Source organism: Ensifer sp. PDNC004 (assembly GCF_016919405.1).
Taxonomy (GTDB): Bacteria; Pseudomonadota; Alphaproteobacteria; order Rhizobiales; family Rhizobiaceae; genus Ensifer.
The window spans coordinates 496,389-520,482 of sequence record NZ_CP070353.1; the positions used below are offsets into that span (position 1 = coordinate 496,389).

A 24,094-nucleotide genomic window follows, 5' to 3' on the forward strand; every position below is an offset into this window, starting at 1 on the left:
ACTCTTACGGAGCAACTGCGTGATCTCGAATGCCTTTGCGAAGCCAAAGCCGAAGTGATACGCGCTCACCGCCACGCCGCCGACTCGGCTGTCTCCACCCCGGCGGATGCGAAAAGCTGGCTCGAACTTTGCGAACGTTACCAAAGTATCGTCGATCAGTGTTGGCAGGCCGAATGCGAACGTCGAGATTGCGATGCCCGAGCTGGAATGCTCCGTCCACCTAGCTGAATCTTTGCCGGACTGCAGCCGGACAACCGGGGGCGACTGTTATCAATCCGAAAAGGCGATAGTTTGATGGACAAGGCTATTGAGGCGATGCTGGACGCGTTCATTGCCGCAGACCGGCCCAGCATGCTCCTGGCGAACGAAATTGAGGTCGCACTGGATGATGCCTACCCGGATAACGACTATGTCCAGGATTTGGTAGGCATGCTTGCCATGTATCGTCCGGAAGGCGGCGAAGGCGGCGAATTTCTTTACGATGCCGAGGCGATCCGGGCCAAACTGGTGCGCGAAAGGGACTATTTATCCGCGCTGGCCAATTGAGAAATGAACCGGCCGAAGACTGGGGCGCTCGCATGGTCAATCCGAACACGATGAAGACGATGGCGCCGGAAACGGCCGCGCGCATTCGGTCTTATGTCAATGAGCATCCCGAGCTTCGGGACATTATTCAGTTCAATGGCAAGATGCTTAGCCGGTGCGGGCTTTGCAGGCGAAGCGGGACCAGGTTGAACGTTGAGACGGGGCTTCGTGCTATAGGAGGCGCTTCCGGCTCTTTGGCCAGAGAGAAGCGAGACGACGCGAATGGCGGCACCCTCCAGGACCTGCTAAGAGCAGGCATTCCATAGGAGGGGTGTGAATGTTTCTGATCGATCGTGAACTCGAGGCGCTCACTGCCTTTCGGCGTGACCTGCACCGGCGGCCGGAGGTGTCTGGCGAGGAGCGGCAGACGGCGGAGACGATCGCTGCGGCGCTGGCCGAGACGAGGCCCGATGCTATCATGACGGGCCTTGGCGGGCATGGGGTAGCGGCGATCTATGAGGCCAGAGAGCCGGGGCCGACGGTCATGGTGCGCGCCGAGCTCGACGGGCTGCCGATCGAGGAGATCTCGGAGATCGCACATCGCTCGGAGATCAACGGCAAGGGCCATCTTTGTGGCCACGACGGACACATGACGATCCTGATGGCGCTTGCCAGGGGATTGGGGCGCGAGCGGCCGGCGAAGGGCCGGGCGATCCTCATGTTCCAGCCGGCGGAGGAGAATGGTGCCGGGGCGGCAGCCGTGCTTGCCGATCCGAAATTTGCCGAGATCAAGCCGGATCTGGCCTTCTCGCTGCACAATTTTCCGGGCCTCGGTTTCGGCCATGCGGCGCTTCGGTCAGGGCCGGTCAATTGCGCCTCGCGCGGCATGCGGATTTCGCTTTCGGGCAAGACGGCGCATGCCTCGACGCCGGAAGACGGCATCGCACCGACCTTTGCTGTCGCGTCGCTGCTTTCCGGGCTGACGGCGCTCGGCAACAACGGGCCGCTCGACGAAAATTATACGCTTGTGACGGTGACCCATGCCCGCCTTGGCGAGGCAGCTTTCGGCATCAGCCCCGGCTATGCCGAGATCTGGGCGACGCTTCGGACGCTGACCGACGAGCGTATGGCCGATCTCGTCGCCCGCGCCGAAGCGCTGGTTGCCGAACAGGCGGGCGCTGCGGGGCTGAAGGTCACGATCGGCTATGAGGACGTGTTTCACCAGTGCAGCAACGCGGAGGTCGCCGTCGCCGCGCTCGAGCGCGCCATGGACGAGGAGGGCGTGAGCCACGACACGGGCGAGGGCGTGCTGCCGATGAAGGGGTCGGAGGATTTCGGGCTCTTCGGCCGGGTGGCGCCATCGGCGATGTTCTTTCTGGGGGCCGGCGAAAACCACGCACGGCTGCACAATTCGGACTATGACTTTCCCGACGATCTGATCGGCATCGGCGCCAGCGTGTTCATGCGGGCGATCCGCAACGAACTGGGGTGAGGGTAGGCGGCGGAAGGCCGCTTGCACGATCGCCGCGGTGACGGCACTCTCTGGCAATTAACAACGGACCGCCGTTTTGTGCGGCGTCCGGATTTGCCTTCCGGGGGAGCAGGAGATGAGGCATTTCAGCTTTCGCGTAGCGCTTTGCCTGGTAATTGCCATGGCGGGGCTGGCGACCGCTCATGCGGCGGATAAGCCGGCTGTGGATGCCGTTCCTGAACCGCAGCAGACCGAGAATGCAAGCCTTGAGGCTTTCATCAAGGCCAATCCGGATTGCCTTGAATTCACCGATCAGTGCTCGCACTGCGCGGTCGTCAATGGCGTTGCCCAATGCTCGACGGCGGAGATCGCCTGCATCAGCCAAGAGAACCGATGCACGAAGCGGGCGAGCAAATAGAGCGCGACGATTAGGCCTTTTTGCGGGAGCGCAGGGGATCGGGTTGGGGTCCCGGAAGTCGCTTACCTGTCGGTATTGCGACGGAGCGCCCAAGAGATGCTTGCGAAGCCGTGAGGGCGCCACAAACGTTTGAGGCCGGCTCTGGTTTCCTGCCTATTCCTCTACGAAACGAGGCGCGATTGGCGAATGTCGCACGAAGTCCGCTCTTCCAGCGGCCGGACCTGTTATCGACGTCTCCAGGTTCTGTACCCAAACGTTAGGCACGCATCAAGCGCAGGGCCGAGGGGCACCACCACAGCAAGACCGGCAGCGACCTTTACCCAGAACGACGAGTCCGGAAGAGCTTGATCAATCCATTTTGAAACCAGCAGCACAAACGCGATGCCGACTGCGGCACGGAAGACTTCGAACGTCTTGGACTTTTCGGACATCGGATGACCTCGGCGATGTGAGCACGTTTGACAATTGCACGCTGAGGGCGAGTTGTCGAAACTGTAGAGTGACCGGCCTGGACCACCTGAGCGAGTTTACAGAATCGCTATCCGAATTAGCGCCGGGCCAGGATCAACGGCTCGGCCCAGGGATCGAACCTGACCAAACAACATCAGCTTACGCAACCACTGGGGCCCTTTAGGGGCTCGCAGGTGACAAGGAGAGTGCGATGAATTTTCTAATCAATCAGGGCTTGAAGCGGGTCGGAAGGAAGCTTGGCAAGTCGATGTTTAACGATACCCTCAACGTGCCCGAGGCCTATGCCGACAGGATTGCCCAGGAATTTGGCAATGAGTGGCACGATGCCTATGAAATCTACCGCCAGAATCCTGAATTCTGGGAAGGGGCATACGGGAAGGACGCGCAGGAACTCAAAGGAGCCCCGAGAATGACTCCACTGTCCCGGACATCTCGACTGCCGGAAACACCTGCCCCAGAAAAACCTGCCGGTGAAATGGAGTCCACCGGGCGCGGCTTTTGGGAAAACCTATTCCCTGGCCGCTCCTCGCTGCGAGAGGCACAAGGCCGGTGGCGCGAATAAATCTGCGACGTCAGCCGCTCTTCGCTAAAACCCGCGGGTTACCGTCAGGTATGCGACAAGGCACAGAACCCAGAAAAGCGCGGCTGCGACCATGCTCATGTCGGAATTCAGGAGGAAGCGTCCGTCCTCCTGGCGCTTCAGGCCCAGCCAGTTGAAGCCGCTGCCCGAGGCATAGATATCTTCGACCTGTACCCGACCGAAGCTGAACAGTGGCACGATGAAACGTGCCACGCGGTGCAGCAAAAAGCCGACGACGATGATATCGAGAATATTGAAGGCGACCCCGGCGATCGCGTCCAATGCAACGCCTACTTTTTTCACGCTCCAAATCCCCTAACGGTAAAGCCGATGGCGGCGAGGCACAGTGCCCAGAAGCAGAGGGCCACGATCTTTGCGGCGTCTGCGCTCATCAACAGACGTCCACCCGCCTCACGTTTCAGACCGAACCGACTAAATCCGGGCTGATTGTCGTAGAAACCTTCGATGACAAGCCGGCCGAAGCTGAAAAGGCGAACAATGAGGCGGGTAGTTCCATAAAGGAAAAACTCGGCAACCAGCCAACCGATGTTGTCCATCGTCAGCCAGAAGGCGCTATCGAGCGCGAGCATTTCGAACCATCGCTTCTTGCTTTGCTTTTCCATCGCGAACTCCTGCTGGAAAAATCTTCAGGGCCTCACGGTTATGCCCGGTTAAGTGGCATCTCTTCTTCGGCTTCGCATAACGGTAGCGCGGAACAAAAGCAGAATCAATCCCTCGCGCAGGCGGTCGTTCTGGCTAATGGAGGCTTTCGAGCGCGATGTAGAGTGTGCCGAGTTTCAGGCGGCCGGTGTCTGTCTTGTAATAGAGCGCTTCGCCATGAGGGCGGCCGCTTGCGACGGAGGTCTCGTAAGTTCCATCCGCGAAGAAGCAGCAGGGATTGTCGCCATCCCACGACGACGCAACACGCAGGCGGTAGCTTTCGTAGCCCATGAAGAAGCGCAAGCCGATTTCATAATCGCCGACCGTGAGGGTGCAGATGCTTTCATTGCCGCACCAGTTCGTCGCGTGATCGAAGGTCTTGTCGTCCTTGAGCAGGAAGGCCTTGACGAGGTTGCGCGGTTTGCCGAACTGGCCGTCCGCCGATGCGGGCGAAATCGCGGCGGCGAGAAGCAGGGCTGACAATACCAAGCTCGATCGTCTTCTCATGGGTTCCTCGTTCGATAGACGCGCACGTCTGTGACTGGTGCCGGCCATCCGCTCCGATCACCACTTGCGCCGGGACCGGCATCCGGACAGAGGCGTTTGATGCTGAAACGGCTGGGAAGGCATCTTCGTTTGGTTATTGCAATGTGACCTGGAGTGGCAAACTGCTCCAGCTCGCACAGCGGTGGCGCGGAACAAAAGCAGAATCAAGGCAGCGTTCGACGAAAATTTCGATCGAAAGCGACGGCTCTCCAACCGAGGTCAAAAGCATGAAACCAGAGGAACGGGCGGCGGCTGCGCGCGACATTCTCGACGTGCGCTTTTTCGACGACATCATGAACGAGCTGGAATGGGCGGCAATCAACGGCTGCATCCATGCCGGCCTTACCGACGACACCGGCCGGGCGGCCTATGCCGCCGAGGCCCGCGCCATCCGAAACTTCCGGGCCAAGCTCAAGTTCCTGACGGAACAAGCCAAGGCCGACGGCAAGGGCGCACCCGCCTGACGGGCAAGCGCTTTTATTGGGCATTCCTAAGCGGAAGCAACCGCGTGCGAATGTCTTTTTTACTCAAGAAGGTCACGCCATGACGAACGATAGTGCCAACCTGCCATTTGGCGGGAGCAAAACCGTTGATCCCGCAACCGGGCTTGACGATGCCGACCTCGATTTCTGGGAGCCCGAAGACGACGAGGCCAACCTGGAGCAGGGAGAGCTGAACGAGTACGGAGCGGACGACATTCGCGGCGAAGGCCACGACGACCCGCAATATTCCGACGACGAGCCGAGCGAGCCTGACGAGGACGCGGCGGCCAACGACGCCGCGGATTTTCTGGTCGTGCTCAAGGGCGGCGAGGAGGTGCCGTTTTCCGAGTTGAAGCTCGGTTACATGCGGGACCGCGACTATCGCCACAAGACGCAGGACATCGCCAATCGCGGGCGGGCGCTTGAAGGCATGGCAAGCCGGGTGGCGCAATCGGCCAATGCCTTTGCCAATCTCATCGCCAGCCAGATCCCGCCCGAGCCGCCGGAACATATGGCCGCCCTCGACCCGGACGGCTATCGCCGGCAATGGGCGCTGCACCAGGCGGGGCTCGACAGGATCGACGAGATCCTCTCGATTGCCGAGGCGCCGGCGACGGTCGTGGAGGCGCTGGCGGATGCGGCGAGCGACGAACAGCTCGAGGCGGAAAACGCCAAGCTGATCGAAGCCTTTCCCGAGATCGCCGATGGCGAGGGGCGGCTTTCCTTCTTCGCCGGCGCCTTCGACGTGGCCGAAGCACTCGGCTTTTCCGAAGCCGAGGTGCGCGAGGTCACTGACCATCGCCTGTTCAAGCTCGCCCACTATGCCCGTCTCGGCCTCGCGGCCGAGCAGGCCAAGAAACGGGCGATGAGCAAGCTGCAGAGGGCGGCAGCGCCAGTGGCGAGGCCAAGGCCGGCCGGCAAGGCCGGGCAGGCACCGGGGCGGAGCCGGGAAGCGATGAAGCGGCTCACAAAAAGCGGCTCGATCCGCGACGCGATGGGCGTCGACTTCGACTGATCCGCGTGAGGTCCTGCTGGAAATGCGTCACAAACAGAGTCCGGAAACCGATGCATCTCTTTGTTTTTGCTGATTGTTGGCGGTCTCCTTCTGCCGAAAATCTCCTGTCAAAATCGATCTGGCAGTGCGCGCGTCCTTTCCGGCGCGGGCGGTGCCGACCTATCTCAATCAATTAAGGACACTAGCATGGCTGTCGTAGCAAACACCTTCACGACCTCCCAGGCCGTCGGCAACCGCGAGGAGCTCTCGGACGTCGTTTCCCGCATCACGCCCGAGGATACGCCGATCTATTCGCTGATCGAAAAGGGCAAGTGCAACACGCACCACCCGGAATGGGAGACGGATGAACTGGCCGCTCCCGGCGAAAACATCCGCCAGGAAGGCGACGAATACACCTTCGGCGCCATCATCGCGCCGACCAGGCTCGGCAACTACACCCAGATTCTGCGCAAGGACTGGATCATCTCCGCGACCCAGGAGGTGGTGGCCGAAGCCGGCAACGTGCAGAAGCGCAAGTACCAGAAGCTGAAGAAGGGCGTGGAGATCCGCAAGGACCTCGAATATGCGATCGCCGACACCAATGCTTCGGTCTCCGGCGCCACCCGCGAGTTCGGCTCGCTGCCGACGTGGTTGACCACCAACGTTTCGCGCGGGGCCGGCGGCGCCAATGGCGGCTACAACCCGACGACGGGGCTGACGGTGGCGCCGACCGATGGCACCCAGCGACCGTTCACCAAGGCGATCCTCGACCAGGTGATGCAGACGGGCTACCAGAACGGCGCCAACTTCCGCCACGTCTCGGTCTCGCCTTACGTCAAGAGCGTGTTCGTCACCTTCATGTCCGACGCCAACGTGGCGCCGTTCCGCTACGCTGTTTCGCAAGGCGGCGAGCGCAACACGATCGTGGCGACCGCCGACTATTACGAAGGCCCGTTCGGCACCGTGATGATCCACCCGAACCGGGTGCAGGCGGGCAGCGCCAAGCTCGCGCGCAACGCCTACTTCCTCGACACCGACATGCTCTCCTTCCTCTGGCTGCGTGGCATCCAGGAGGACAAGGCGGTGGCCAAGACTGGCGACGCCGATAAGGGCGTGATCATCGGCGAGGGCACGCTGAAGGTGCACAACGAAAAGGGCTTGGGCGTTGCGGCCGATTTGTTTGGGCTGAGTGCTGCGAGCTGATCGGAGAACCTCTCCCTCGCAGGCGTGAACCCGACCGCGGTGTTGGCAGCTTGAGCGGCTTCAAGGAGCCGCTCTTGTTCGTCGGCGCCTTTGCGGGCCACGCTCGCAATTGAAGGGACGCGTAAAAACGAAACCGAGCTATGAGAGGTACAATGTGACCAAGCAGGACAAACCGCTGAATTCGATGGGGCTACCCGTCAGAATCCAATCCGTTCGAGAGGCGATGGGGTACTTCGACGAGAACCCGATACTGACGGGCAACAAGACTTTTGCCGAAGTGGAGGCGCCGCGCGGTGAGAAAGCACGCTTCAAGCATCCGCCGCCGAGCGAACTTATGAGCGGTGATTTTCGCAAGGCGCCGATTCCCTATCGCGGTACGCTGACGGATACGACGAGGTTCCACAACAACGATCGAGTGTTGCCAGCCGACCGCCTCAAACCGACCGGTGCTCGCGACAAGCTCTCGGACAACATTGCCGAACGTTTGAAGCGTGATCTTCAGCAGAGGTTCAAGCTCAGTGAATATCAAGCGGCTGCTATCGTCGGAAACCTTGATCACGAAAGTGGCGGGTTTCGATACCACCAGGAGGTCGGTGTGGGCGACAGAGGCGGCGCCGGCTGGGCTCAGTGGACCGGGGATAGGCGCGACGCGTTCAAAAAATATAGCGAAGACCTCGATCCGAAATCTTATGAGGCCAATTACGGTTATCTGGAGAAGGAACTCACGGACGAAAACTGGGGTGAGTTCATGAATGCGCTCTATCAGACTGATGATCTTGAATCGGCAACGAAACTCGTGTCGGACAAATTTCTCGCTCCGAACAAGGATAAGGCGCACGCAGACAGGCGGCAGTATGCGGCTGCAAACGCGATGAAGCTGCCCGACCACGAAAACGACGTGCCCCACGATCATCGCCCTTGGAAGACACCGATACCCCGGGCGCGCCCATGACGCGATCGGTCGGGCGTTGCCCTTGATGGTTGTGGACGCCTGCGATGGGAAAGCTTGCGTGTGTTCGCTAAATGTTCTATTTTCCGGAAGTTGAATTTTGTCGATTGTCCCACTGCTTCAGGTGGCGTTTCTTCGCACCGGACCAAGCGAAAGAGCTTGCCGGACCGAGATGCAGATAGTGTCCGAGGAGGGGCCTTGTTCAGATCTCTGTTGGCGGCTTTGGCTGTTTTCACCGCAATCGGCTTTACGTCACCCGTCGCGGCCTCGCCCGAGGCGGAGCGGATACTTGAAGCATTCCTGAGCTGCAAGCCGACGTTCTTTGACGTGCTGAAGAGCGAGCGCGCAGCATTTGGGCCTGTGAAGATCGAGGTGTTCGATGATACGGGTACGACGGCGCTTCACCCGGATCGAGGCAAGCTCACCTATGAACGCGTGACCTTTGGCCGGCCGCTTAAGGTCGGACCTTTCACGTTGCTGCGTTACGATCAGGATCGGTTCGTGGAAAGCGCACAGCCGAGCCTAACTGAATGGGGCTTTGGGGTGGCGGAGGCTCCGGAAGCGGTAGCGCAACTCATCAATGCGCGGCTTGGAACACGCTACGAGCAGGAAGAGGGATTGGAGACATGGCTCGATCAGTCGCTGGCCGAGCCATTCTCTGTGAGTGGTCTGCGGATCGAAGCCGACTATCGGACAGGCGCTCGCCAGGCTCTTGTTTTCTGCGAGATGCGGACGGATGACGCCCGTCGCATTTCCATGCCGGTGCCGATGGAGCTTTTCGGGCCGCCGCAGATCGGCGGTCCACCGCTGGTCGATCAGGATCGGCTCATGAAGGCGTTTCTCGCTTGCAGCGATGATTTCTTCGAGGCGCTGAAGGTCGAGAAAGCTGCCTTCGGCCCCGTCAAGGCGACCACCCGGAAGGTCAGAGACAACACGCCAGGATCTGGAGGAACGGTTGTGCGCGTAGATTTCCCCTGGATCGTTCACGCTTGGGGCATGCGGCTTAAAGGCTACGAGCGGCGTATCGGCCAACGGGCGCGCAAAGGGACGACCACATGGAGCCTTCACGTAGAGGAGAGCCCACGTGTGGTGGCATTTGTCATAGAAGGCAGGACAGAAAGTGTGAACGTCGACGGCCAATGGATCGTCAACCTGAACGAGGAGGAGAACGGTGGATATGCACCCGCAAAGACTTTCGCCGTTGCCGACGATAAGCCGGACGGTAGCGTTCTTTCCTGCTCTCGCCGCGATGCCTTGGACGATGCTGCAGGCGAAATGTCCGATCCCCACAGGCTTTTCAACGTAGTGCCTTAAGGTTCGATCTTCGTCACCTGCATGCCCCACGCCAACGTGGCGCCGCTCCGCTACGCCGTCTCGCAAGGCGGTGAGCGCAACACCATCGTGGCCGCCGCCGGCTACTATGAAAGGCCGGTTCTACGACTAATGCGTGCGATTTCGGTCTGCAAACACGCAGTCGGCATTGTTGAGGCGCTGTGCAATACAGCTTGGATTGTAGCGAAGGGCGCTCGGCGTCGGTGGGAGGAAACGTTGCTTCAAGTGATGGTGACGGCTTTGGTTGTCCTGTGGTTTACGGGTTTTGCGTCACCGGCCGCCGCTTGAGCAGAGCGAGCCGTTGAAGCCTTGCTTGCCTGCGACACCAATTTCTTCCAGGTGTTGAGCCGCGAGCGGGCGGCCTTTCGCTCTCGGGAAGTCAGGACAATCTTTCCAGAGAATCAGCGCATCGACATTGTTAAGTTGGATCCGCCAGTGGAGGTGCTTGGCCTTCGCCTTACCGGCTACCGGCAGCAGACAGGCTTTTGCTATGGCCCGCGGCCGACCTCTTTTGAATGGGGGTTTCAGGTTGATGAAACGCCTGCGGGCACTGTGCTCGCCCTTCGGGACCATTTTCCCGAAGGCTTTGAAGGCAGCGATGAGTCGCTGAGGGCGTTAAAGTTCCCGGTGCAAACCCAGAAAAACTTCTATGTTTCCAAGCCGCTGCCGGCCGGGGAAACCGGCGCCGATTTGCACTGCTCTGTGTAGCGAGCGAACCTCGACAACATCTGGGCGCTGCCGGATGTCGTCAACCCGTTTTCCGAGGAATGGGACACCAAGGGCCGATGGTGGGCGCGGATCTTTGACTGGTTTCTCGTCCGAGGACGCGAGATTCAGGATCTCGTCGCTGGGTGATGCAGACGGGCTACCAGAACGGCGCCAACTTCCGCCACGTCTCGGTTTCTCGCTTCAAGTGAAATCGGTCTTCGTCACCTTCATGTCCGACGCCAACGTGGCGCCGTTCCGCTACGCTGTTTCGCAAGGCGGCGAGCGCAACACGATCGTGGCGACTGCCGACTACTATGAGGGCCCGTTCGGCACTGTGATGATCCACCCGAACCGGGTGCAGGCGGGCAGTGCCAAGCTCGCGCGCAACGCCTCCTTCCTCTGGCTGCGCGGCATCCAGGAGGACAAGGCGGTGGCCAAGACTGGCGACGTCGACAAGGGCGTGATCATCGGCGAGGGCACGCTGAAGGTGCGCAACGAAAAGGGCCTCGGCGTTGCGGCGGGCCTGTTCGGCTTAATGCTGCACGCTGATTGGAGGACACTCTCCCTCGCAGGCGTGATCCCGGCCGCAGTGTTGGCAGCGTGAGTGGCTTCAAGGAGCCGCTCTTGTTCGACGGCGCTCCCGTGGCCCCGCAAGTGGCACATAGAGCGCTGCCCCAGTGGTGGCGGTGGACGCCTGCGATTGATCGAGGCAGCTGCGTACGTCCGCTAAATGTTCTCCGGTGACGAGAGCCCATTCGCGCAGGTCATGACCCTGCGAGCCAGAACCTTCAGCTTGCAGATACTCGGCGCGGGCCGGGCAGAAACGTCAAACGGCGGACTTCGGTCCGAACGTAATCGAAACATCTAACGGAGGAGCCCCTGATGGCCGAGCCGACTTCAAAGTTTCAGCCGGAGTCGCTGGATTTCATCGCCCGCAACGCGCGCGTCGCGGACCATGTAACAAAGATACTGGGTGTATCTCCGAGGGCGGTTTCAGGCGCACTTGCGAACGAGTACGACACCCGCCACAACAACAGCTTGCTCGCGAGCTGGTCTGGAGCGCCCGTGCAGTGGCTAGGGGATGTCTTCGCCAAGAGAAATTACTTTGGTGGCGTTGACCATGAAGCGCTCGAGGAGAGCTACCTTCGAACGAAAGATCTGCCCCTTCCGGAAGGTGAAGCCGGCAAGTTCTGGGACAAATTTAGTCACACCTACAGTCCCAGTGAAATTGATGTTGGCCCCGGAAACATCGACCTTAATACCGCTATCGATCTCTTGCAGGATTACTCAACGGAAAATCCCGACGATGACCCGCTCCGCTTAAAGCGCTACGTTGGACATTATGATCGATTACGTGACGATTTGCTCGACAACGAAAAGCCAGAGGCGAGCGTCGCGATCGCCGGATTGAAAATACGTAACGCCGATCGCTATTTTGCCAGCGAGGACGAGGCGGCCTGGAACCGCCTATCTCCCGACGAGCAGGATGCACTGCGCGTCATGTACTACAAGATGAGACCGGACAGCCTCTCAAGGAACATTGCCGCAAGCAAAGCCAAAGCAAAGGCGGAGGGGCGGCAGTTTAACTTCAACCCGTACGGGGATGGCGGCGAGCAGCATCTGAACAACGTCGATGGGATCAAGAATGCGATGAACGTGGGGCGCATCCAGGGCGAAAATGTTGTGCCTTACATTCCCGAGGACGAACTGGTAAAAACGCCTTCGATGAGAGGACCGGTCGTCCTGCGAGGCGCCTGGCAAGGGCCGGAGAGACCAAATCCGGAATTTACCTACGATGGACGCGCAGCCGTTTCCACGGCGCGCGGTGAACTGGCTCCCTACCGCGGCTTCGATACTCCCAAGGAACGGCAGGCGTTGGAACGAAAGGCGCCGCCGCCTTCTTTGGAACGCCTTCATGACAAGCGAGACGCGCTGCAAATGTGGCCGACCAGACGGGCGCCATCTATGACAGCGCCGCCAGTTTCAGGTCTCCAACGATATTGGCAGGACAGGATGCCGACTCGAGGTAGCCTTTTCGACGCGGTGCGGAATTGGTTTGAGTGATTTCGTCAAAGGCGTTGCGGCCGTGTTTGCGTCGCGTTACGCCCCTGTTTGAAGATTCATGCGAAGCCGGCGTGTCTCTTGCGCGTGTTCTTGTAATGTTCTACAAGCAAAACGGGAAACGCTGTGTGGGCAAAATTCTTTTCATGGCGCCGCGGAGCGGTTTTGAACGGTGCATGGGGGTACTGGCTGATGTTAATTCGTTGTTTCGCAATCGGTCTGGCCATGGCTGGCGCCATGGCGCATGCGATGCCGGCACTGGCGAGCGGTGAGGGTCTTGGCGCGCAGAAGGCTTTCGACGCCTTCCTGGGCTGCAAGCCGGAGTTCTTCGCCGTGCTGCGGACCGAGAGGGCAGCATTCGGCGCAAGCGAGGTCGTTTCACCCGCGCCCGATCTTGCTGTCGAGGGTATGATGGAAACGGCCAGGGTAAGCTTTGCCGCACCGGTCGACATCAATGGAATTCGTCTTCTGAAGTACACACAGATGAAAGCCAGCGGTGAACCGGAGGCCTGGTGGTGGGGGTTCGTCACCGACCGAGCGCCGAGAGACCTCATCGACGCCATTCGTGGTCGGGAGCCGACGGCAGAGTTCATCGTTCAGGAGAACATGATCTTCCGCGTGATCGAAGAGGGAAATGTCCCGGGGGGCACGGCATCGGCGCGGACGATGATGATCAATGCGACGGAAAATCCGAATGAATCTCTCGTCTTGTGCATCGTCACGTCAGACCTGATGGATGGCTTAAAGACGCTGCCCGATGCCGCAGATCTGTTCAGGCAATAGGCTCCAGGAGCGGAAAGTGAAAGCGCAGGTCTTCAGCTTTGTCAGTTTCATACGCATTCTGACGCTCTGTACCTTGATCGGGTCCGCACCCGCTGCCGCAGAGGCTCAGCGCGCGAAGGTCGAGGAGGTGTTCGATGCCTTTCTGACCTGCAAGGTCGAATTCTTCAATCTCCTGGCCGGCGCTCACATGGACTTTCCGGCGAAGGAGTTCCGAGTGCATGAGGATTATGTAGGCCCTGTCTGGCAGGACCTGCGCGGCGTAACCTTTTCCGCCCAGGTAAATGTCGATGGCGTGCCTCTCACGGGCTACATGCAGCGACATACCGAGGCTGCGGGCGGCCCTGGCCTGACCTGGGGATTCGTCGCGAACCGGAAAGCGGCTGATGTCGCCAAGATGATCGAGGCGCGCCTTTCCGGCGCTCGGTTTGAGAACGGCGTACGTGGTTTTGAGCTGCGCCTCGAGCCTGGCTCTTCCGAGCCAAAGTCCGGGACACGAGCCGGGGAAGGCTATCGGAGCCTGTTTGTTCTCCAGGATGACCGGCCTGACCGTAGCCTGGTCCTGTGCAGCGCGAGCGAAGACATGATGCCGGAGCTGAAGACCGACGACAGGACCGGCCGGAAGCGGCTTCCGCCCACTACGAGCCTCTTCGTCTTGCCGAATACGGTGAACGAGGAGGATGTGCTTGAGGCGTTCTCCCGCTGCGATGCACAGTTTTTTGCGGTGCTCGGGCAGGCCAAGGCCCGTTTTGGACGGGTGAAGATCGAGCCGCTTTCGGTGACCGCGCCGGATGGTCGGACGGGCGAGGTATCGGGAAGTACCGTGACCTTTGCCGAGCCGATCAGAGCTTACGGGCTGGATCTGGCCGGGTACACCCAGATGCTGCACACGAGCGACGGCAAGCCTGTCGCCTTCTGGTGGGGGTTCCGTGCGCAGGAAGATGCGCGGCTTGCCGTCCATTGGCTCTCGACACGCGCCGAGATTCTCGGCCAGGCGCAGCGCACAGGTTGGGGCGAATGGGCGCTGGAGACGCGCGCTCGCGCGAAGGCGGAAGGCGCCGCGGCGGAGGAACTCTCCTATCGCGTCTTCAAGGTGGAACGGTCGAACATGCCCCTGCTCAGCAATGTGCTTTGTGGCGCAACGGCCGACATGATGGGCGATATGACGGTCTTTCCCGATCCCGAAGACCTGTTCAGGCAGTGAGAACAGAGCTTAAGGTCGGGGTGTAACTGTCCCGCTGTTCGCCCACATGCTCCAGTTTGCGACGGGTCACCATGCCGGCCGGCACCGTCGATCGGCGCGGTTCTCTTCCCTTGAGCGAGAACGCACATGCGAGCGGCAGCTTTCGCATCAGCTGTGACCGACACAGCCTGGCCCCATGCGGCCGAAGCACCAATGAACCCTTAGTGTTCGTGGATCTGGCGGCGCCACCGAGTTGGCGGCTGCCCTCTCCTGATATGCACAATTCTTGCCAAGGCGGCTCTTCGGAGCTGCCTCTTTTTTATGGAGACATCGATGTCCGAAGCAAAGAAACCCGTACCCGTCCGGCTCGTTTACGACGTTTGGTTCCGGGACGACGAACGTACGCCCGCCGGTGCTGTTGTTCCCGTCAGCCTCGATGAGGCCAAAGCGTTGATTTCAGCCGGCAAGGCCGAGCGCGCCGATCCGCTGCCGGGGGAGTGAGCCATGGTGATCCGCGATGGAGCCTGGACGCTCTACGATCATGACAGGATGACTGGCCGCTCGGTCTGGCACCATTTCGACGGGGAGAAGGATGTCTATCGCGTCGACTATCCCGTCGACAATCTTCTGAGCGAGAACCAGGCGGTGCGCCACAACGCCGAAAAAGCCTGGCGCGGCGACTGGCATCGCGTTGCCTCGGTTCCGCTCAACGTCGCGCATGCGTCCGGTCTGGTGCAGGCGCATTCGGAAGGCGACGATCGCTTCGTCAAACGTTTTCTCAATGATGGCGACAACCGGGCCTGGCGCACCAAGGAGGGCAGGCTATGAGCATTGCCGATTACGCCGCATTGCTGGTCGACGCGGGTGAATACAGCGGGCGCAACGACATCGCCCATCTGTTTCCCCGGTTCGTCGGTCTTGCTGAATTGAAGCTCAACCGGATGCTGCGTGTCAGCGAGATGGAAGCGACGACAGCGCTCTCTGTCGTCGAGGGCGATGCGCCGCTGCCTGCGGACTATCTCGAGGCGCGGCAGGTTCTAACCGCAAGCGGCCGGCCGATCCGCGCCATGGCATTGCAGCAGCTTGCCGGGAACAGCTCTGCCGGCGCCGGCGCGCCGCTCGGTTATGCGGTTGTCGGCAATCGGATCAGAGCTTTTCCGCCCGGCAATTACGGCCTGACGATGATCCACTACGCCCGAATCCCGTCGCTTTCAGCCGCAAGCCCGACCAACTGGCTGCTGCAGAAGGCGCCGGATGTCTATCTCTATGGGCTCGTCGAGGAGATCGCCATCTGGGAGCGCGATGCCGGCAAGGCCGGGGCCGCGCAGCAACTGAAGATGGCGGCGCTTGGTGGTCTCGGCGTAGCCGACGAACGTGCCCGATGGGGCGATGCCCAAATGACCGTTGGAGGCATGACCCCATGACTTTGCTTTCCGCAATCAACGAGGTCTGCGACATCGTCGCGCTCGACCGCTTCGACAGCATTTACGGCTCGATCGATCCGAATGCACAGACCATGGTGGCGCTGGCACAGGAAAGCGGCGAGGAGATTTCCCGTCGCGGCGACTGGCGGCGCCTGTTGAAGCAGCAGGCGGCGATCATTTCGCCGATGACGTTGCCAGCGGACTACCAACGGCTGACACCGGGCGGCGCCGTCCGGGCCGGATCCGGCGAAAGCTTCCGGCCGATCACCAACGGTTCGCAATGGGCCGTCATCACGGCACAAGGGTCGGCGCAGCCGTTTTTCTTTCTGCGTGGCAACCAGCTGCTGTTTTCGCCGGCGTCGGCGGGCGTGGGCGCCGTCATCGACTACGTTTCCAGGAACTGGGTGCTTGGTGATCCCTATGAAGAACGCGACACGCTGACCGCGGATGACGATCGGACACTGTTTCCGGAGCGTCTGCTCGCCAAGGGTATTCTCTGGCGATGGAAACGGCAGAAGGGGCTGCCCTTCGACGACAGCCTCGCCGAATTCGAAGCCGATCTTCTTCAGGAAATCAATGCCGACCGGGGGGTCTCATGAAGGTTGAACTGAAGCCCGGAAGAATCGGGCAGAGCAATCGTGGCGCCGTCAGCGTCGGCAGGGCTCAGACCTCGCAACCCATTACCTTTCCGGCGCCGAGGAGCGGTCTGGTGACGACAGCCGACATGGCCTCGCAACAGCCCGGCTCGGCGACCGTCCTTCGTAATTTTCTCCCGACGCTCGTTGGTTGCCGCATTCGCGGCGGCTCGCAGAAACGTGGACGCGCGGCAGATGGCGGCACGATCCGCAGTGCCTTCAAATACAAGTACGGTTCGTTCGAAAAGCTGTTCATGGCGACGGATACGGCGATCTACGACATGACATCGCCAGCCGCACCCCCGGCCGCGACGGCCGCCGCTGTCGCGGGGCTTTCCGGTGGCGACTGGTGCACCTTCCAGCACACCAATGCAGGCGGTTCGTTTCTCGTCTGCCTCAACGGCGCCGATCCGCGGCGGGTGTACAACGGCAGCACCTGGACGACAGCGCCGGAGATCACCTTTACCGACGAAACGACGATGGCGCAGCTGAACTACGGATGGCTGTTCAAGAACCGGCAGTTCGTCCTGAAGAACGCCACGCTCGACGCCTACTATCTGCCGGTCAATTTGGTCGGCGGCGCAGCCAAGCTGTTTCCACTCGGCGGGGTGATGAAAAAAGGCGGCTCGCTGCTCACGGGTTTTTCCTGGTCGCTCGAAAGCGGCGACGGGCTTTCCGATCTCTGCGTTTTCGTCTCGACTGAGGGAGAGGTTGCTGTCTATGCCGGATCTGACCCCGGCGACGCCAACAGCTTTGCACTGAAGGGTGTCTATCAGATCGGCCGGCCGCTTGGCAAAAACGCCTGGATCCGCGCCGGCGGCGATATCTTGATCGCCACCAGTGACGGGTTGACGCCGATCTCCCAGGTGTTTCAGCGTGATCGCCAGGCGTTGAGCCAGGTTTCGATTTCGCGGCCGATCGAAGACGACTGGCGGCGGGCGGCGAATGCGACCGGCGCGGGCTGGGTGGTGAAACAGTGGCCGGAGCAGAACCTCGTCTTCATCGCCTTTCCGGCCAACAGCGTCATTGTCGACACGACTTTTGTGCTCAACGTGCTGAGCGGTCGATGGTCGACGATCAGCAACTGGGAGGCAAGCTGTTACGAGACCCTGCAGGGCGGGCTGTTCTTCGGCTCGACCGGTGGCTTTTGCTGGCAGGGCGACACCACCGGGACCGATGACGGGCTTGCCTTTACCGCCGCCTATCTCTCGCAGTTTACGCCGGCGACGCAATTTGGACAGCGGGCGCGGGCCACGCTCGCCCACATGTTCTTTCGAGCGAAGAGCAAGCCGAAGGTGCGGCTCTTTGCCCGTGCCGATTTCGACAGGACGATCCCGCCATCCGACCAGGTCACGATCGGCGATGCGGCTGCATCGGAATGGGATGTCGGCCTATGGGACAGGGCGGTGTGGGATGCTCTGACGCAGCAGCTTCGCTACAGCTTTCGCCAGAATGTGCGGGCGGCGGGCGACATGCTGGCGGTTGGCTGCGCCGTCACTTCGGGCGGTGAGGTGAGGCTCGATCTCGAAGTGGACCTTGCCACATTGCAGGTGCAAGCCGGGGAGGCGAGCGCATGAGGATCGCCTGGGGTGGCGCCGCTAACACCGAGGCGAACCGGACGATCGCCGATTTCGTCGCCAGCCACATTGCTGGCTGCGAGCGCGGCTTTGCCAATTTCACCACCATGGGCGTGCGCGAAAACGATGCGCTGGTCGCCGGCGTGGTGTTTCACAACTATGCGCCGGAGGCGGGCGTCATCGAGCTTTCGGCGGCCTCGACCAGCAAGCGCTGGCTGACACGCCCGGTGCTCCGGGCGATGTTCGGCTACCCCTTCGATGAGATCGGCTGCCAGATGGTGGTTCTCAGGGTCTCTGAGCGCAATGCCGGCATGATCGCGATCGCCGAACGCTTCGGTTTTTCGCCGCATCGAATTCCGCGCCTTCGCGGGCGCGCGGAAGCGGAAATCATCTTCACACTCACGGACAACGACTGGCGGGCCCATCCCGCGAACCAGAGGTAGGCACCATGGGAAAACCCAAAGCTCCGAAGCCGCCGGACCCGCGCGAAACCGCGTCGGCCCAGACTGCGACCAACATCGGGACCGCAATTGCGAATGGCACACTCGGCAACATCAACCAGGTGACGCCGGACGGGAGCCTGACCTATAGCCAAACAGGGTCGACCAAGTGGACCGACCCGATGAACGGCAAGGTCTACGACTTGCCGAACTGGACGGCAACGCAAACACTTTCGCCGGCGCAGCAGGCGATCAAGGACCAGACGGACGCCGCCGAAAAGAACATGGCGACACTCGCCAACAACCAGTCGGCGCGACTGAACGACCTTCTCGGGCGCCCGATCGACCTTTCCGGGGCGCCGGCCGCCGGCAATCCCAATGCGATCAACCTACCGCAGTACCAGCAATATGGCCCTGGCCCGACGCTGCAGACGACGCTGCCCAACACCGGAAACGTGCAAGGGGCAGTTGCAAACTCCGGCGCAATCCAGACGTCGCTCGGCAATGCGGGGGAGGTCAAGCGAAACTACGAGACCAACTTCGACACCAAGCGCTACGAGGACGCGCTGATGGCGCGCATGAACCCGCAGCTCGACCGGGACCGCGCAGCCCTGGAGACGCAGCTTGCCAACCAGGGCCTGCAGCCGGGCTCCGAGGCCTATAACCGGGCGATCGACCAGGCAAACCGCCAGGCGAACGACGCGCGCTTCGGCGCAATCCTCAACGCAGGGCAGGAGCAATCCCGTCTCGCCGGGCTCGCGCAGCAGGCGGCCTCCTTCGAGAACGCGGCGCAACAACAGGCCTATGGCCAGATGCTGCAGAACGGCCAGTTCGCCAACCAGGCGCAAAACCAGCAGTACACCCAGAACGCCAACAACATGCAGCTCGCCAACGCCGCGCAGCAGCAGAACTTGAACCAGGCACTCGCCGCTGCGGGCTTCAGCAACGACGCCCTGCAGCAGATGCACCAGAACAGCCAGTCGACGACGGCAGCCAACAATACGTTGAAGGACCAGACCTTCAACGCCCAGCAGGCCCAGCTCGCCGCTCAAAATGCGGCGCGGGCGCAGTATCTCAATGAGATGTATGCGCAGCGCAATCAGCCGATCAACGAGATCTCCAGCCTGCTTTCTGGCGCGCAGGTGAACAGCCCGAATTTTGTGCCGACGCAGGGGCAGAGGATCGAGCCGGTGGATTATGCCGGGCTGATTCAACAGGACTATCAGAACCGTGTCGCGGCTTACAATCAGAAGCGGGAAGGTATCAGCGGTATGCTCGGGAGCATTTTTGGTGCCTTGCCGAAGCCGTCAGACCGTCGCCTGAAGAAGGACATCAAGAAGGTCGGCAAGTTGGATGGCCATTCTCTGTACGAGTACCGCTACAAGGACGAGCCGAGGCGTGATCCGAAACACCTCGGCGTGATGGCGCAGGAGGTGGAAAAGACCCGCCCCGACGCCGTCAGCCGCGGCCCGGACGGCATGCGCCGCGTCGATTATGGCCGGTTGTTTTCTGCCGGGCGAAAGAAACGTTAGCGGCGGTCGACACGCGAATTTGTCCAGCCCCGACAGCTGAAGCACCGCCGCCCAGCGGCCCTTCCAATCAAACATTGAGCGCTCAGCGGAACGCTTTCCTGGAGAGATCCAATGCCCCGAACTGGCGGCGTTTATTCGCCCCCCGCCGGCACCAAAGGCGTGCCGAACACCACCATCCAAAGCGTGCCCTACAACACGCTGATCGACGACCTGACGGCAGATGCCAACGCGCCGCGGCCGGTTACGGCCGGCGGCACCGGCGCCACCTCGGCAAGCGGCGCGCGCACCGCTCTCGGCGTGGAGATCGGCTCGAACGTGCAGGCCTACGACGCTGCGTTGCAGTCCATCGCAGGCCAAACAACCGTCGCGAACCAGATCCTCTACACGACGGCGACCGACGCCTATGCGACGACGGCGCTTACCCCGCTCGCGCGCGATCTCGTTGGTGATGCCACCGCTGCCGCGATGAAGACGAGGCTCGGGCTCGCGGCCGTGGCCTCGTCCGGTTCGGCGGGCGACCTGACGACTGGCACACTAGATGACGCCCGGTTGCCGCCCACGATGACGGCAAAGACCATCACGGGGGCTTTGACGGCTCAGGGGTTTGTGACCACGGGGGCAAACCATGGGATTGAGTTGGGGCCGCCGAACACGGCGAACACCCCGTTCATTGACTTCCATTCAGGCGGAAATGGAGCTGACTACGATGCACGCATTATGGCCTCAGGCGGTAACGCCTCGCTCGGACAAGCGGGCCTGACGTACATCGCGCATGGTGGACATTACTTCACGGGTGGCATCATCGGCGTCGGCGCGGCGTTTTCAAGCAACGTGTCGGCGGTCAATTTCGTTGCTTCCGGTGGTTCCGGCGGCGCAATGTACATCCTGTCCAACAGCGACAGAGTACTTGCATTCCAGTCGGCAGCGTCGGTAACTCGCGGCACGATCGTTTCGAGCCAAGCGAACGCAGCCATGCAGATCGGCGTGTGGAACACTTCCGGTGTGTTTCAGCAGTTAGCGAGCTGGCACGAAACTGGTCTTTATTCATGGTCTGGCCACATCGCTCGAGTTGGAGGCAGCGGACCATCCGGAGAAATCCAACTGCTCACCAACAACATCGGTCACAGCTATCGCATGATCGGGGTGAGCGACGGCGGCTTGTATATTCAACGGTCCAGCGACCGTTTCGTATCAAATGCACCGACGCTGCTTTCTTGGAACGGGATGAATGAAGCGACGTTTCCGAGCAATATATATGCCCCTCGGTTGATAGCAACCGCGAATGGTGACGGCCAAGCTATCAAGGTCGGCGACGATGTGTGGCTTGGTGACGTCAACCAAGCAGACACACTCTCCGTTCGGGGTCAGGCCAATTTGGCTAACGGTTGGATACAGTTCGGCTATGGTGGCAACAAGCTCGGTGTCAACGGCTCCGTCGGCGATCGTCTATACTGGGGCGGCAGCTTCTTTATTCAGTCGGACGGCAATATGTACATGCCGATTTGGGGGGACTACCTCGGCAACGTCGTGAACGGTAAGGCCAGCGTCTACACTGGCGGCACCCGCGACGAAACCAATTTCCCGATCGGCCACACCATCCTGGTTGAAACCGGCAATGCGGACATCAAAGAGAGGAATTCCGCCCATGCGATTTATCTCAATTCCAGCTATGGTTACGGCTTTGGCGGGGGTGGGGCGCAGCTTGCTGGAACTTGGCGTGCTCGGGGCGGTTACGATTCGCCGGGGTCGGGTGCGTGGGCCTATTGCTTCGTGAGGACGGCATAATGACATCGATGTCTGTGAATATGGTTCATGCCGTTCGAGCTACGCAAGAAGCCGACGTCTACAACATCCACTGCAACATTACGGATTATCTCGGCGCGTCCTACGACACCGACTATTGCAGTCGTCCTGATGACACCGTCGGCGTTAATCCGCTGATCCGCCAATGGCTGCGCGACAATCCCGGTTTCCAGATCGAGCTATACATCCCTCCCGATCCGCCCACGGAAGATGAATTGCGGCAGCGGATGCGCAGCCTAACCGCTCGCCAATTCCGCCTTGGCCTGGTGAATGCCGATATCTCGCCATCGACCGTGACCGCGGCCATCGCTGGGATGCCCGCCGGTCCGGATCAGGACAAGGCGCAGATCGAGTGGGAATATGCGACGACCTTCAACCGGACGCATCCGTTGATCGCCACCGTTGGTACGGCGCTTGGCCTTTCTGACGCGCAGATCGATGCCCTGTGGGTGGCTGCGGCCGCGCTTTAAGCGAAAATTCTCCAAAAGGTGAATGCATGAACAGAGCAGCGTTTCACGCAGCCCTGCGCGATCCCGCGTCGGGTGTTTTCAAGACCTATTCTTCAAAGCAGTTCGAAAGCGCGGAGGCGATCGTCCTGGAGGGGCGCCGGCGCGCGGTGAGCCTCTGCCATCTGGCCGCAATTCTCGCCGAGGCTCATCACGAAACGGGCGGCGCAATGCGACCGGTCGAGGAGAACCTGAACTACTCGGCAAGACGGCTTACTCAAGTGTGGCCGGCCCGGTTTCCGACGTTTGCAAGCGCCGAGCCCTATGCCGGCAATCCGCGCAAGCTCGCGAACCGGGTCTATGGTGGGAGGCTTGGCAACGTCGAAGCCGATGACGGGTGGGTCTTTCGCGGGCGAGGGCTTGCGCAGATTACCGGTCGCGCGAACTACGGAAAGTTTGGCCTGGTGGAAACGCCTGATCGAGCCTGTGATCCGGCGACAGCCATTCACATCCTCTTCGACGGCATGGAGCGCGGTCTCTTCACCGGCAAGCGGCTGACCGATTTCGACACAGACGATAGCCGGTCGGCGGTCGCGACCGGTTATCGTTATGCGGCCTCGCGCGCGATCATCAACGGCGACATCAGGCAGAACGGCCCGAAAATCGAGGCCTACGGCCGCGCGTTCGAGGCGGCGTTGCGTGCGGCCGGCTATGGGCGCGAGAGCGATCCGGCCGTTGTTGTGGTCCTCCGGCCCGGCGCGGTCGAGAAAACGCCCGGCGCAGAAGCCGTTAACGCGTCGCAAGGGGCCAGATCCAATCGCCTGCGCCGTCTCATCGAGGCGGCTGTCGCGTTTCTTGCACGGTGGGCGAAATGAGTGCCGTCGTCATCCGCATCCTGTTGCGATATGGCGCGGGCCTGCTCGTCGCCAAAGGATTGTTGGCGCCGGACGCAGGCCTTGTGCTGGCCGAAGATCCGGACGTGCAGATGCTGATCGAGGTGGGTATCGGCCTTTGTGCGGGCCTTCTCTCCGAGTGCTGGTACGTGCTGGCGCGACGTCTTGGCTGGGCGAAGTGATGTTTGCCTGGCCGAAGCTCCTCATCGCCGGCCTCATCCTCGCAGGTCTCGTCTGGCTTATCCATGAGATCCGCGCGGACGGCGCCCGATCCTACGCCAATGCCATCGAAAGGCAGAACAATGACGCTCAGAGCCGCGCTCGCGAGAAGCGCCTTGATTACGATTCCTGCCTTGATGCTGGCGGGGTGTGGGACTTCACCTCCGGCCAGTGCTCCCGGGCTGCGCGGCGTGGTCGGGACTGATCTTGTCGGCGCGCGCGGAGCGTCGCCGGCCGACCAGCGCCGGATCGACCGCACGGTCGTCGGACTTTGTGCCGCGGATATCTGGACGAAGGCCGAATGCGCGAAGCACGGGGGCGACGATCATGTCGCAGGCTGAAATCGATATCGTCGTTCATCGCCAGTTGGGAGAACTGGTTGCCGGTATGCGCGGCCTGCAGGAATCCATTCATCGGATCGAGGATGGTGCCAGGCGGGCCGAGGACAAATCTTCTGCCAGTCAGGCCAGCGTTCACCGGCGCATGGATCAGCTTGCCGAGCGGGTCAACGAACTCGAAGCATCGGCCTCTGCTATCGGCGCCGAGATCTCGGACATGAAGCCCGTGACCGATGATGTCAGGCGGTGGAAGCTCATGGGCATCGGTGCTCTCGGGGTGACGGGCATTGCGGCGATGGCGCTCGGTGTGAGCTTTGCCGAAGCGATCCGGCGGGTCGTGTTCATGATCGCCGGAAAAGCCTAGCGCTCAGGGCTGCTGGTCCCACCCATTTTTTGATCAAAGCGCCGCGCACCCGAAAGGGTG

Annotated in this window: 30 protein-coding genes and 2 pseudogenes; 29 read left to right on the forward strand and 3 right to left on the reverse strand. The window is 61.2% G+C overall.

Annotated elements, in window-relative coordinates:
* Positions 1-294 precede the first annotated feature (294 nt).
* The 4 genes from JVX98_RS10370 to JVX98_RS10385 all read left to right on the forward strand — a co-directional run bounded on the left by JVX98_RS10370 (position 295) and on the right by JVX98_RS10385 (position 3,447).
* The gene (locus JVX98_RS10370; RefSeq protein WP_205238531.1) at positions 295-546 is read left to right on the forward strand and encodes a hypothetical protein; all 252 of its coding nucleotides are present in this window, start codon (positions 295-297) and stop codon (positions 544-546) included.
* A 316-nt stretch (positions 547-862) separates the two neighbouring features.
* The gene (locus tag JVX98_RS10375) at positions 863-2,017 is read left to right on the forward strand and encodes an amidohydrolase (protein ID WP_205238532.1); all 1,155 of its coding nucleotides are present in this window, start codon (positions 863-865) and stop codon (positions 2,015-2,017) included.
* Positions 2,018-2,132: 115 nt separating this feature from the next.
* Positions 2,133-2,414: a hypothetical protein gene (locus JVX98_RS10380; protein WP_192446481.1), complete on the forward strand. Its 282-nt coding sequence runs from the start codon at positions 2,133-2,135 to the stop codon at positions 2,412-2,414.
* A gap of 661 nt (positions 2,415-3,075) precedes the next feature.
* Positions 3,076-3,447 carry a hypothetical protein gene (locus JVX98_RS10385; RefSeq protein ID WP_205238533.1) on the forward strand — a complete coding sequence of 124 codons (372 nt, stop codon included), beginning with the start codon at positions 3,076-3,078 and terminating at the stop codon, positions 3,445-3,447.
* A 24-nt stretch (positions 3,448-3,471) separates the two neighbouring features.
* On the opposite strand, the gene JVX98_RS10390 is transcribed toward JVX98_RS10385, so the two are convergent.
* From JVX98_RS10390 to JVX98_RS10400, 3 genes are all read right to left on the reverse strand, one after another.
* On the reverse strand, positions 3,472-3,768 hold the full coding sequence (locus JVX98_RS10390; protein ID WP_205238534.1) for a hypothetical protein: 297 nt from the start codon (positions 3,766-3,768) through the stop codon (positions 3,472-3,474).
* Positions 3,765-4,088 carry a hypothetical protein gene (locus JVX98_RS10395; protein ID WP_192446478.1) on the reverse strand — a complete coding sequence of 108 codons (324 nt, stop codon included), beginning with the start codon at positions 4,086-4,088 and terminating at the stop codon, positions 3,765-3,767. Before JVX98_RS10395 ends, JVX98_RS10390 begins: the two co-directional genes overlap by 4 nt.
* A gap of 133 nt (positions 4,089-4,221) precedes the next feature.
* Positions 4,222-4,614 (reverse strand): hypothetical protein, encoded by a 393-nt coding sequence (locus JVX98_RS10400; protein WP_205238535.1) that lies wholly within the window; start codon positions 4,612-4,614, stop codon positions 4,222-4,224.
* 284 nt (positions 4,615-4,898) lie between these two features.
* Here JVX98_RS10400 and JVX98_RS10405 point away from each other — a divergent pair, with 284 nt between their 5' ends.
* The 25 genes and pseudogenes from JVX98_RS10405 (at position 4,899) to JVX98_RS10515 (ending at position 24,034) form a co-directional block, all read left to right on the forward strand.
* A complete protein-coding gene (locus JVX98_RS10405; protein WP_205238536.1) occupies positions 4,899-5,135 on the forward strand; it encodes a hypothetical protein in 237 nt (78 codons plus the stop codon).
* A gap of 79 nt (positions 5,136-5,214) precedes the next feature.
* The gene (locus JVX98_RS10410) at positions 5,215-6,168 is read left to right on the forward strand and encodes a hypothetical protein (protein WP_205238537.1); all 954 of its coding nucleotides are present in this window, start codon (positions 5,215-5,217) and stop codon (positions 6,166-6,168) included.
* Between the two features lie 186 nt (positions 6,169-6,354).
* Complete coding sequence (locus tag JVX98_RS10415; protein ID WP_113540540.1) at positions 6,355-7,350, forward strand: DUF5309 domain-containing protein; 996 nt, start codon at positions 6,355-6,357, stop codon at positions 7,348-7,350.
* Between the two features lie 154 nt (positions 7,351-7,504).
* Entirely contained in the window at positions 7,505-8,302 is a 798-nt protein-coding gene (locus JVX98_RS10420) for a phage tail tip lysozyme (protein ID WP_205238538.1), read from the forward strand.
* 195 nt (positions 8,303-8,497) lie between these two features.
* Positions 8,498-9,613 carry a hypothetical protein gene (locus JVX98_RS10425; protein WP_205238539.1) on the forward strand — a complete coding sequence of 372 codons (1,116 nt, stop codon included), beginning with the start codon at positions 8,498-8,500 and terminating at the stop codon, positions 9,611-9,613.
* 3 nt (positions 9,614-9,616) lie between these two features.
* Positions 9,617-9,730, forward strand: a pseudogene (locus JVX98_RS32665) (head protein); the annotation flags it as partial.
* A gap of 210 nt (positions 9,731-9,940) precedes the next feature.
* Positions 9,941-10,339, forward strand: a complete 399-nt coding sequence (locus JVX98_RS10430) for a hypothetical protein (protein WP_205238540.1) — start codon at positions 9,941-9,943, stop codon at positions 10,337-10,339.
* Between the two features lie 143 nt (positions 10,340-10,482).
* Positions 10,483-10,943 (forward strand): annotated as a pseudogene (locus JVX98_RS10435) (DUF5309 family protein); the annotation flags it as partial.
* Between the two features lie 278 nt (positions 10,944-11,221).
* Positions 11,222-12,403, forward strand: coding sequence for a hypothetical protein (locus JVX98_RS10440; protein ID WP_192446470.1), 1,182 nt, complete (start codon positions 11,222-11,224; stop codon positions 12,401-12,403).
* Positions 12,404-12,565: 162 nt separating this feature from the next.
* On the forward strand, positions 12,566-13,183 hold the full coding sequence (locus JVX98_RS10445) for a hypothetical protein (RefSeq protein WP_192446469.1): 618 nt from the start codon (positions 12,566-12,568) through the stop codon (positions 13,181-13,183).
* A gap of 16 nt (positions 13,184-13,199) precedes the next feature.
* Positions 13,200-14,384, forward strand: a complete 1,185-nt coding sequence (locus tag JVX98_RS10450; protein WP_205238541.1) for a hypothetical protein — start codon at positions 13,200-13,202, stop codon at positions 14,382-14,384.
* Positions 14,385-14,696: 312 nt separating this feature from the next.
* On the forward strand, positions 14,697-14,864 hold the full coding sequence (locus JVX98_RS10455) for a hypothetical protein (protein ID WP_192446467.1): 168 nt from the start codon (positions 14,697-14,699) through the stop codon (positions 14,862-14,864).
* Positions 14,865-14,867: 3 nt separating this feature from the next.
* Complete coding sequence (locus tag JVX98_RS10460) at positions 14,868-15,191, forward strand: hypothetical protein (RefSeq protein WP_205238542.1); 324 nt, start codon at positions 14,868-14,870, stop codon at positions 15,189-15,191.
* Positions 15,188-15,787 (forward strand): hypothetical protein, encoded by a 600-nt coding sequence (locus JVX98_RS10465; protein ID WP_205238543.1) that lies wholly within the window; start codon positions 15,188-15,190, stop codon positions 15,785-15,787. The genes JVX98_RS10460 and JVX98_RS10465 overlap by 4 nt, the downstream gene beginning before the upstream one ends.
* Positions 15,784-16,386 carry a hypothetical protein gene (locus JVX98_RS10470; protein ID WP_205238544.1) on the forward strand — a complete coding sequence of 201 codons (603 nt, stop codon included), beginning with the start codon at positions 15,784-15,786 and terminating at the stop codon, positions 16,384-16,386. The genes JVX98_RS10465 and JVX98_RS10470 overlap by 4 nt, the downstream gene beginning before the upstream one ends.
* The gene (locus JVX98_RS10475; RefSeq protein WP_205238545.1) at positions 16,383-17,999 is read left to right on the forward strand and encodes a hypothetical protein; all 1,617 of its coding nucleotides are present in this window, start codon (positions 16,383-16,385) and stop codon (positions 17,997-17,999) included. Before JVX98_RS10470 ends, JVX98_RS10475 begins: the two co-directional genes overlap by 4 nt.
* The gene (locus tag JVX98_RS10480) at positions 17,996-18,442 is read left to right on the forward strand and encodes a GNAT family N-acetyltransferase (protein WP_205238546.1); all 447 of its coding nucleotides are present in this window, start codon (positions 17,996-17,998) and stop codon (positions 18,440-18,442) included. Before JVX98_RS10475 ends, JVX98_RS10480 begins: the two co-directional genes overlap by 4 nt.
* Before the next feature lie 5 nt (positions 18,443-18,447).
* Positions 18,448-19,971, forward strand: a complete 1,524-nt coding sequence (locus JVX98_RS10485) for a tail fiber domain-containing protein (protein WP_205238547.1) — start codon at positions 18,448-18,450, stop codon at positions 19,969-19,971.
* Between the two features lie 111 nt (positions 19,972-20,082).
* Positions 20,083-21,756: a hypothetical protein gene (locus JVX98_RS32290; RefSeq protein ID WP_246764994.1), complete on the forward strand. Its 1,674-nt coding sequence runs from the start codon at positions 20,083-20,085 to the stop codon at positions 21,754-21,756.
* On the forward strand, positions 21,756-22,244 hold the full coding sequence (locus JVX98_RS10495; RefSeq protein ID WP_205238548.1) for a hypothetical protein: 489 nt from the start codon (positions 21,756-21,758) through the stop codon (positions 22,242-22,244). The genes JVX98_RS32290 and JVX98_RS10495 overlap by 1 nt, the downstream gene beginning before the upstream one ends.
* Positions 22,220-23,095, forward strand: a complete 876-nt coding sequence (locus JVX98_RS10500) for a hypothetical protein (protein WP_205238549.1) — start codon at positions 22,220-22,222, stop codon at positions 23,093-23,095. Before JVX98_RS10495 ends, JVX98_RS10500 begins: the two co-directional genes overlap by 25 nt.
* Positions 23,092-23,295 carry a hypothetical protein gene (locus JVX98_RS10505; protein ID WP_205238550.1) on the forward strand — a complete coding sequence of 68 codons (204 nt, stop codon included), beginning with the start codon at positions 23,092-23,094 and terminating at the stop codon, positions 23,293-23,295. Before JVX98_RS10500 ends, JVX98_RS10505 begins: the two co-directional genes overlap by 4 nt.
* Entirely contained in the window at positions 23,295-23,537 is a 243-nt protein-coding gene (locus JVX98_RS10510) for a hypothetical protein (RefSeq protein ID WP_192446457.1), read from the forward strand. Before JVX98_RS10505 ends, JVX98_RS10510 begins: the two co-directional genes overlap by 1 nt.
* Positions 23,470-23,673, forward strand: a complete 204-nt coding sequence (locus JVX98_RS32295) for a hypothetical protein (RefSeq protein WP_246765042.1) — start codon at positions 23,470-23,472, stop codon at positions 23,671-23,673. The genes JVX98_RS10510 and JVX98_RS32295 overlap by 68 nt, the downstream gene beginning before the upstream one ends.
* Positions 23,660-24,034, forward strand: coding sequence for a DUF1515 family protein (locus tag JVX98_RS10515; RefSeq protein ID WP_205238551.1), 375 nt, complete (start codon positions 23,660-23,662; stop codon positions 24,032-24,034). Before JVX98_RS32295 ends, JVX98_RS10515 begins: the two co-directional genes overlap by 14 nt.
* The last annotated feature ends 60 nt before the right edge of the window (positions 24,035-24,094 follow it).

Bases quoted from the DNA above. Each gene is read 5' to 3' on its own strand.
- JVX98_RS10370 (WP_205238531.1), top strand. From the start codon at position 295: ATGGACAAGGCTATTGAGGCGATGCTGGACGCGTTCATTGCCGCAGAC.
- JVX98_RS10485 (WP_205238547.1), top strand. From the start codon at position 18,448: ATGGGAAAACCCAAAGCTCCGAAGCCGCCGGACCCGCGCGAAACCGCG.
- JVX98_RS10410 (WP_205238537.1), top strand. From the start codon at position 5,215: ATGACGAACGATAGTGCCAACCTGCCATTTGGCGGGAGCAAAACCGTT.
- JVX98_RS10395 (WP_192446478.1), bottom strand. From the start codon at position 4,088: ATGGAAAAGCAAAGCAAGAAGCGATGGTTCGAAATGCTCGCGCTCGAT.
- JVX98_RS10385 (WP_205238533.1), top strand. From the start codon at position 3,076: ATGAATTTTCTAATCAATCAGGGCTTGAAGCGGGTCGGAAGGAAGCTT.
- JVX98_RS10455 (WP_192446467.1), top strand. From the start codon at position 14,697: ATGTCCGAAGCAAAGAAACCCGTACCCGTCCGGCTCGTTTACGACGTT.
- JVX98_RS10460 (WP_205238542.1), top strand. From the start codon at position 14,868: ATGGTGATCCGCGATGGAGCCTGGACGCTCTACGATCATGACAGGATG.
- JVX98_RS10505 (WP_205238550.1), top strand. From the start codon at position 23,092: ATGAGTGCCGTCGTCATCCGCATCCTGTTGCGATATGGCGCGGGCCTG.
- JVX98_RS10515 (WP_205238551.1), top strand. From the start codon at position 23,660: ATGTCGCAGGCTGAAATCGATATCGTCGTTCATCGCCAGTTGGGAGAA.
- JVX98_RS10480 (WP_205238546.1), top strand. From the start codon at position 17,996: ATGAGGATCGCCTGGGGTGGCGCCGCTAACACCGAGGCGAACCGGACG.
- JVX98_RS10375 (WP_205238532.1), top strand. From the start codon at position 863: ATGTTTCTGATCGATCGTGAACTCGAGGCGCTCACTGCCTTTCGGCGT.
- JVX98_RS10440 (WP_192446470.1), top strand. From the start codon at position 11,222: ATGGCCGAGCCGACTTCAAAGTTTCAGCCGGAGTCGCTGGATTTCATC.
- JVX98_RS32290 (WP_246764994.1), top strand. From the start codon at position 20,083: ATGCCCCGAACTGGCGGCGTTTATTCGCCCCCCGCCGGCACCAAAGGC.
- JVX98_RS10495 (WP_205238548.1), top strand. From the start codon at position 21,756: ATGACATCGATGTCTGTGAATATGGTTCATGCCGTTCGAGCTACGCAA.
- JVX98_RS10465 (WP_205238543.1), top strand. From the start codon at position 15,188: ATGAGCATTGCCGATTACGCCGCATTGCTGGTCGACGCGGGTGAATAC.
- JVX98_RS10470 (WP_205238544.1), top strand. From the start codon at position 15,784: ATGACTTTGCTTTCCGCAATCAACGAGGTCTGCGACATCGTCGCGCTC.
- JVX98_RS10510 (WP_192446457.1), top strand. From the start codon at position 23,295: ATGTTTGCCTGGCCGAAGCTCCTCATCGCCGGCCTCATCCTCGCAGGT.
- JVX98_RS32295 (WP_246765042.1), top strand. From the start codon at position 23,470: ATGCTGGCGGGGTGTGGGACTTCACCTCCGGCCAGTGCTCCCGGGCTG.
- JVX98_RS10380 (WP_192446481.1), top strand. From the start codon at position 2,133: ATGAGGCATTTCAGCTTTCGCGTAGCGCTTTGCCTGGTAATTGCCATG.
- JVX98_RS10405 (WP_205238536.1), top strand. From the start codon at position 4,899: ATGAAACCAGAGGAACGGGCGGCGGCTGCGCGCGACATTCTCGACGTG.
- JVX98_RS10415 (WP_113540540.1), top strand. From the start codon at position 6,355: ATGGCTGTCGTAGCAAACACCTTCACGACCTCCCAGGCCGTCGGCAAC.
- JVX98_RS10475 (WP_205238545.1), top strand. From the start codon at position 16,383: ATGAAGGTTGAACTGAAGCCCGGAAGAATCGGGCAGAGCAATCGTGGC.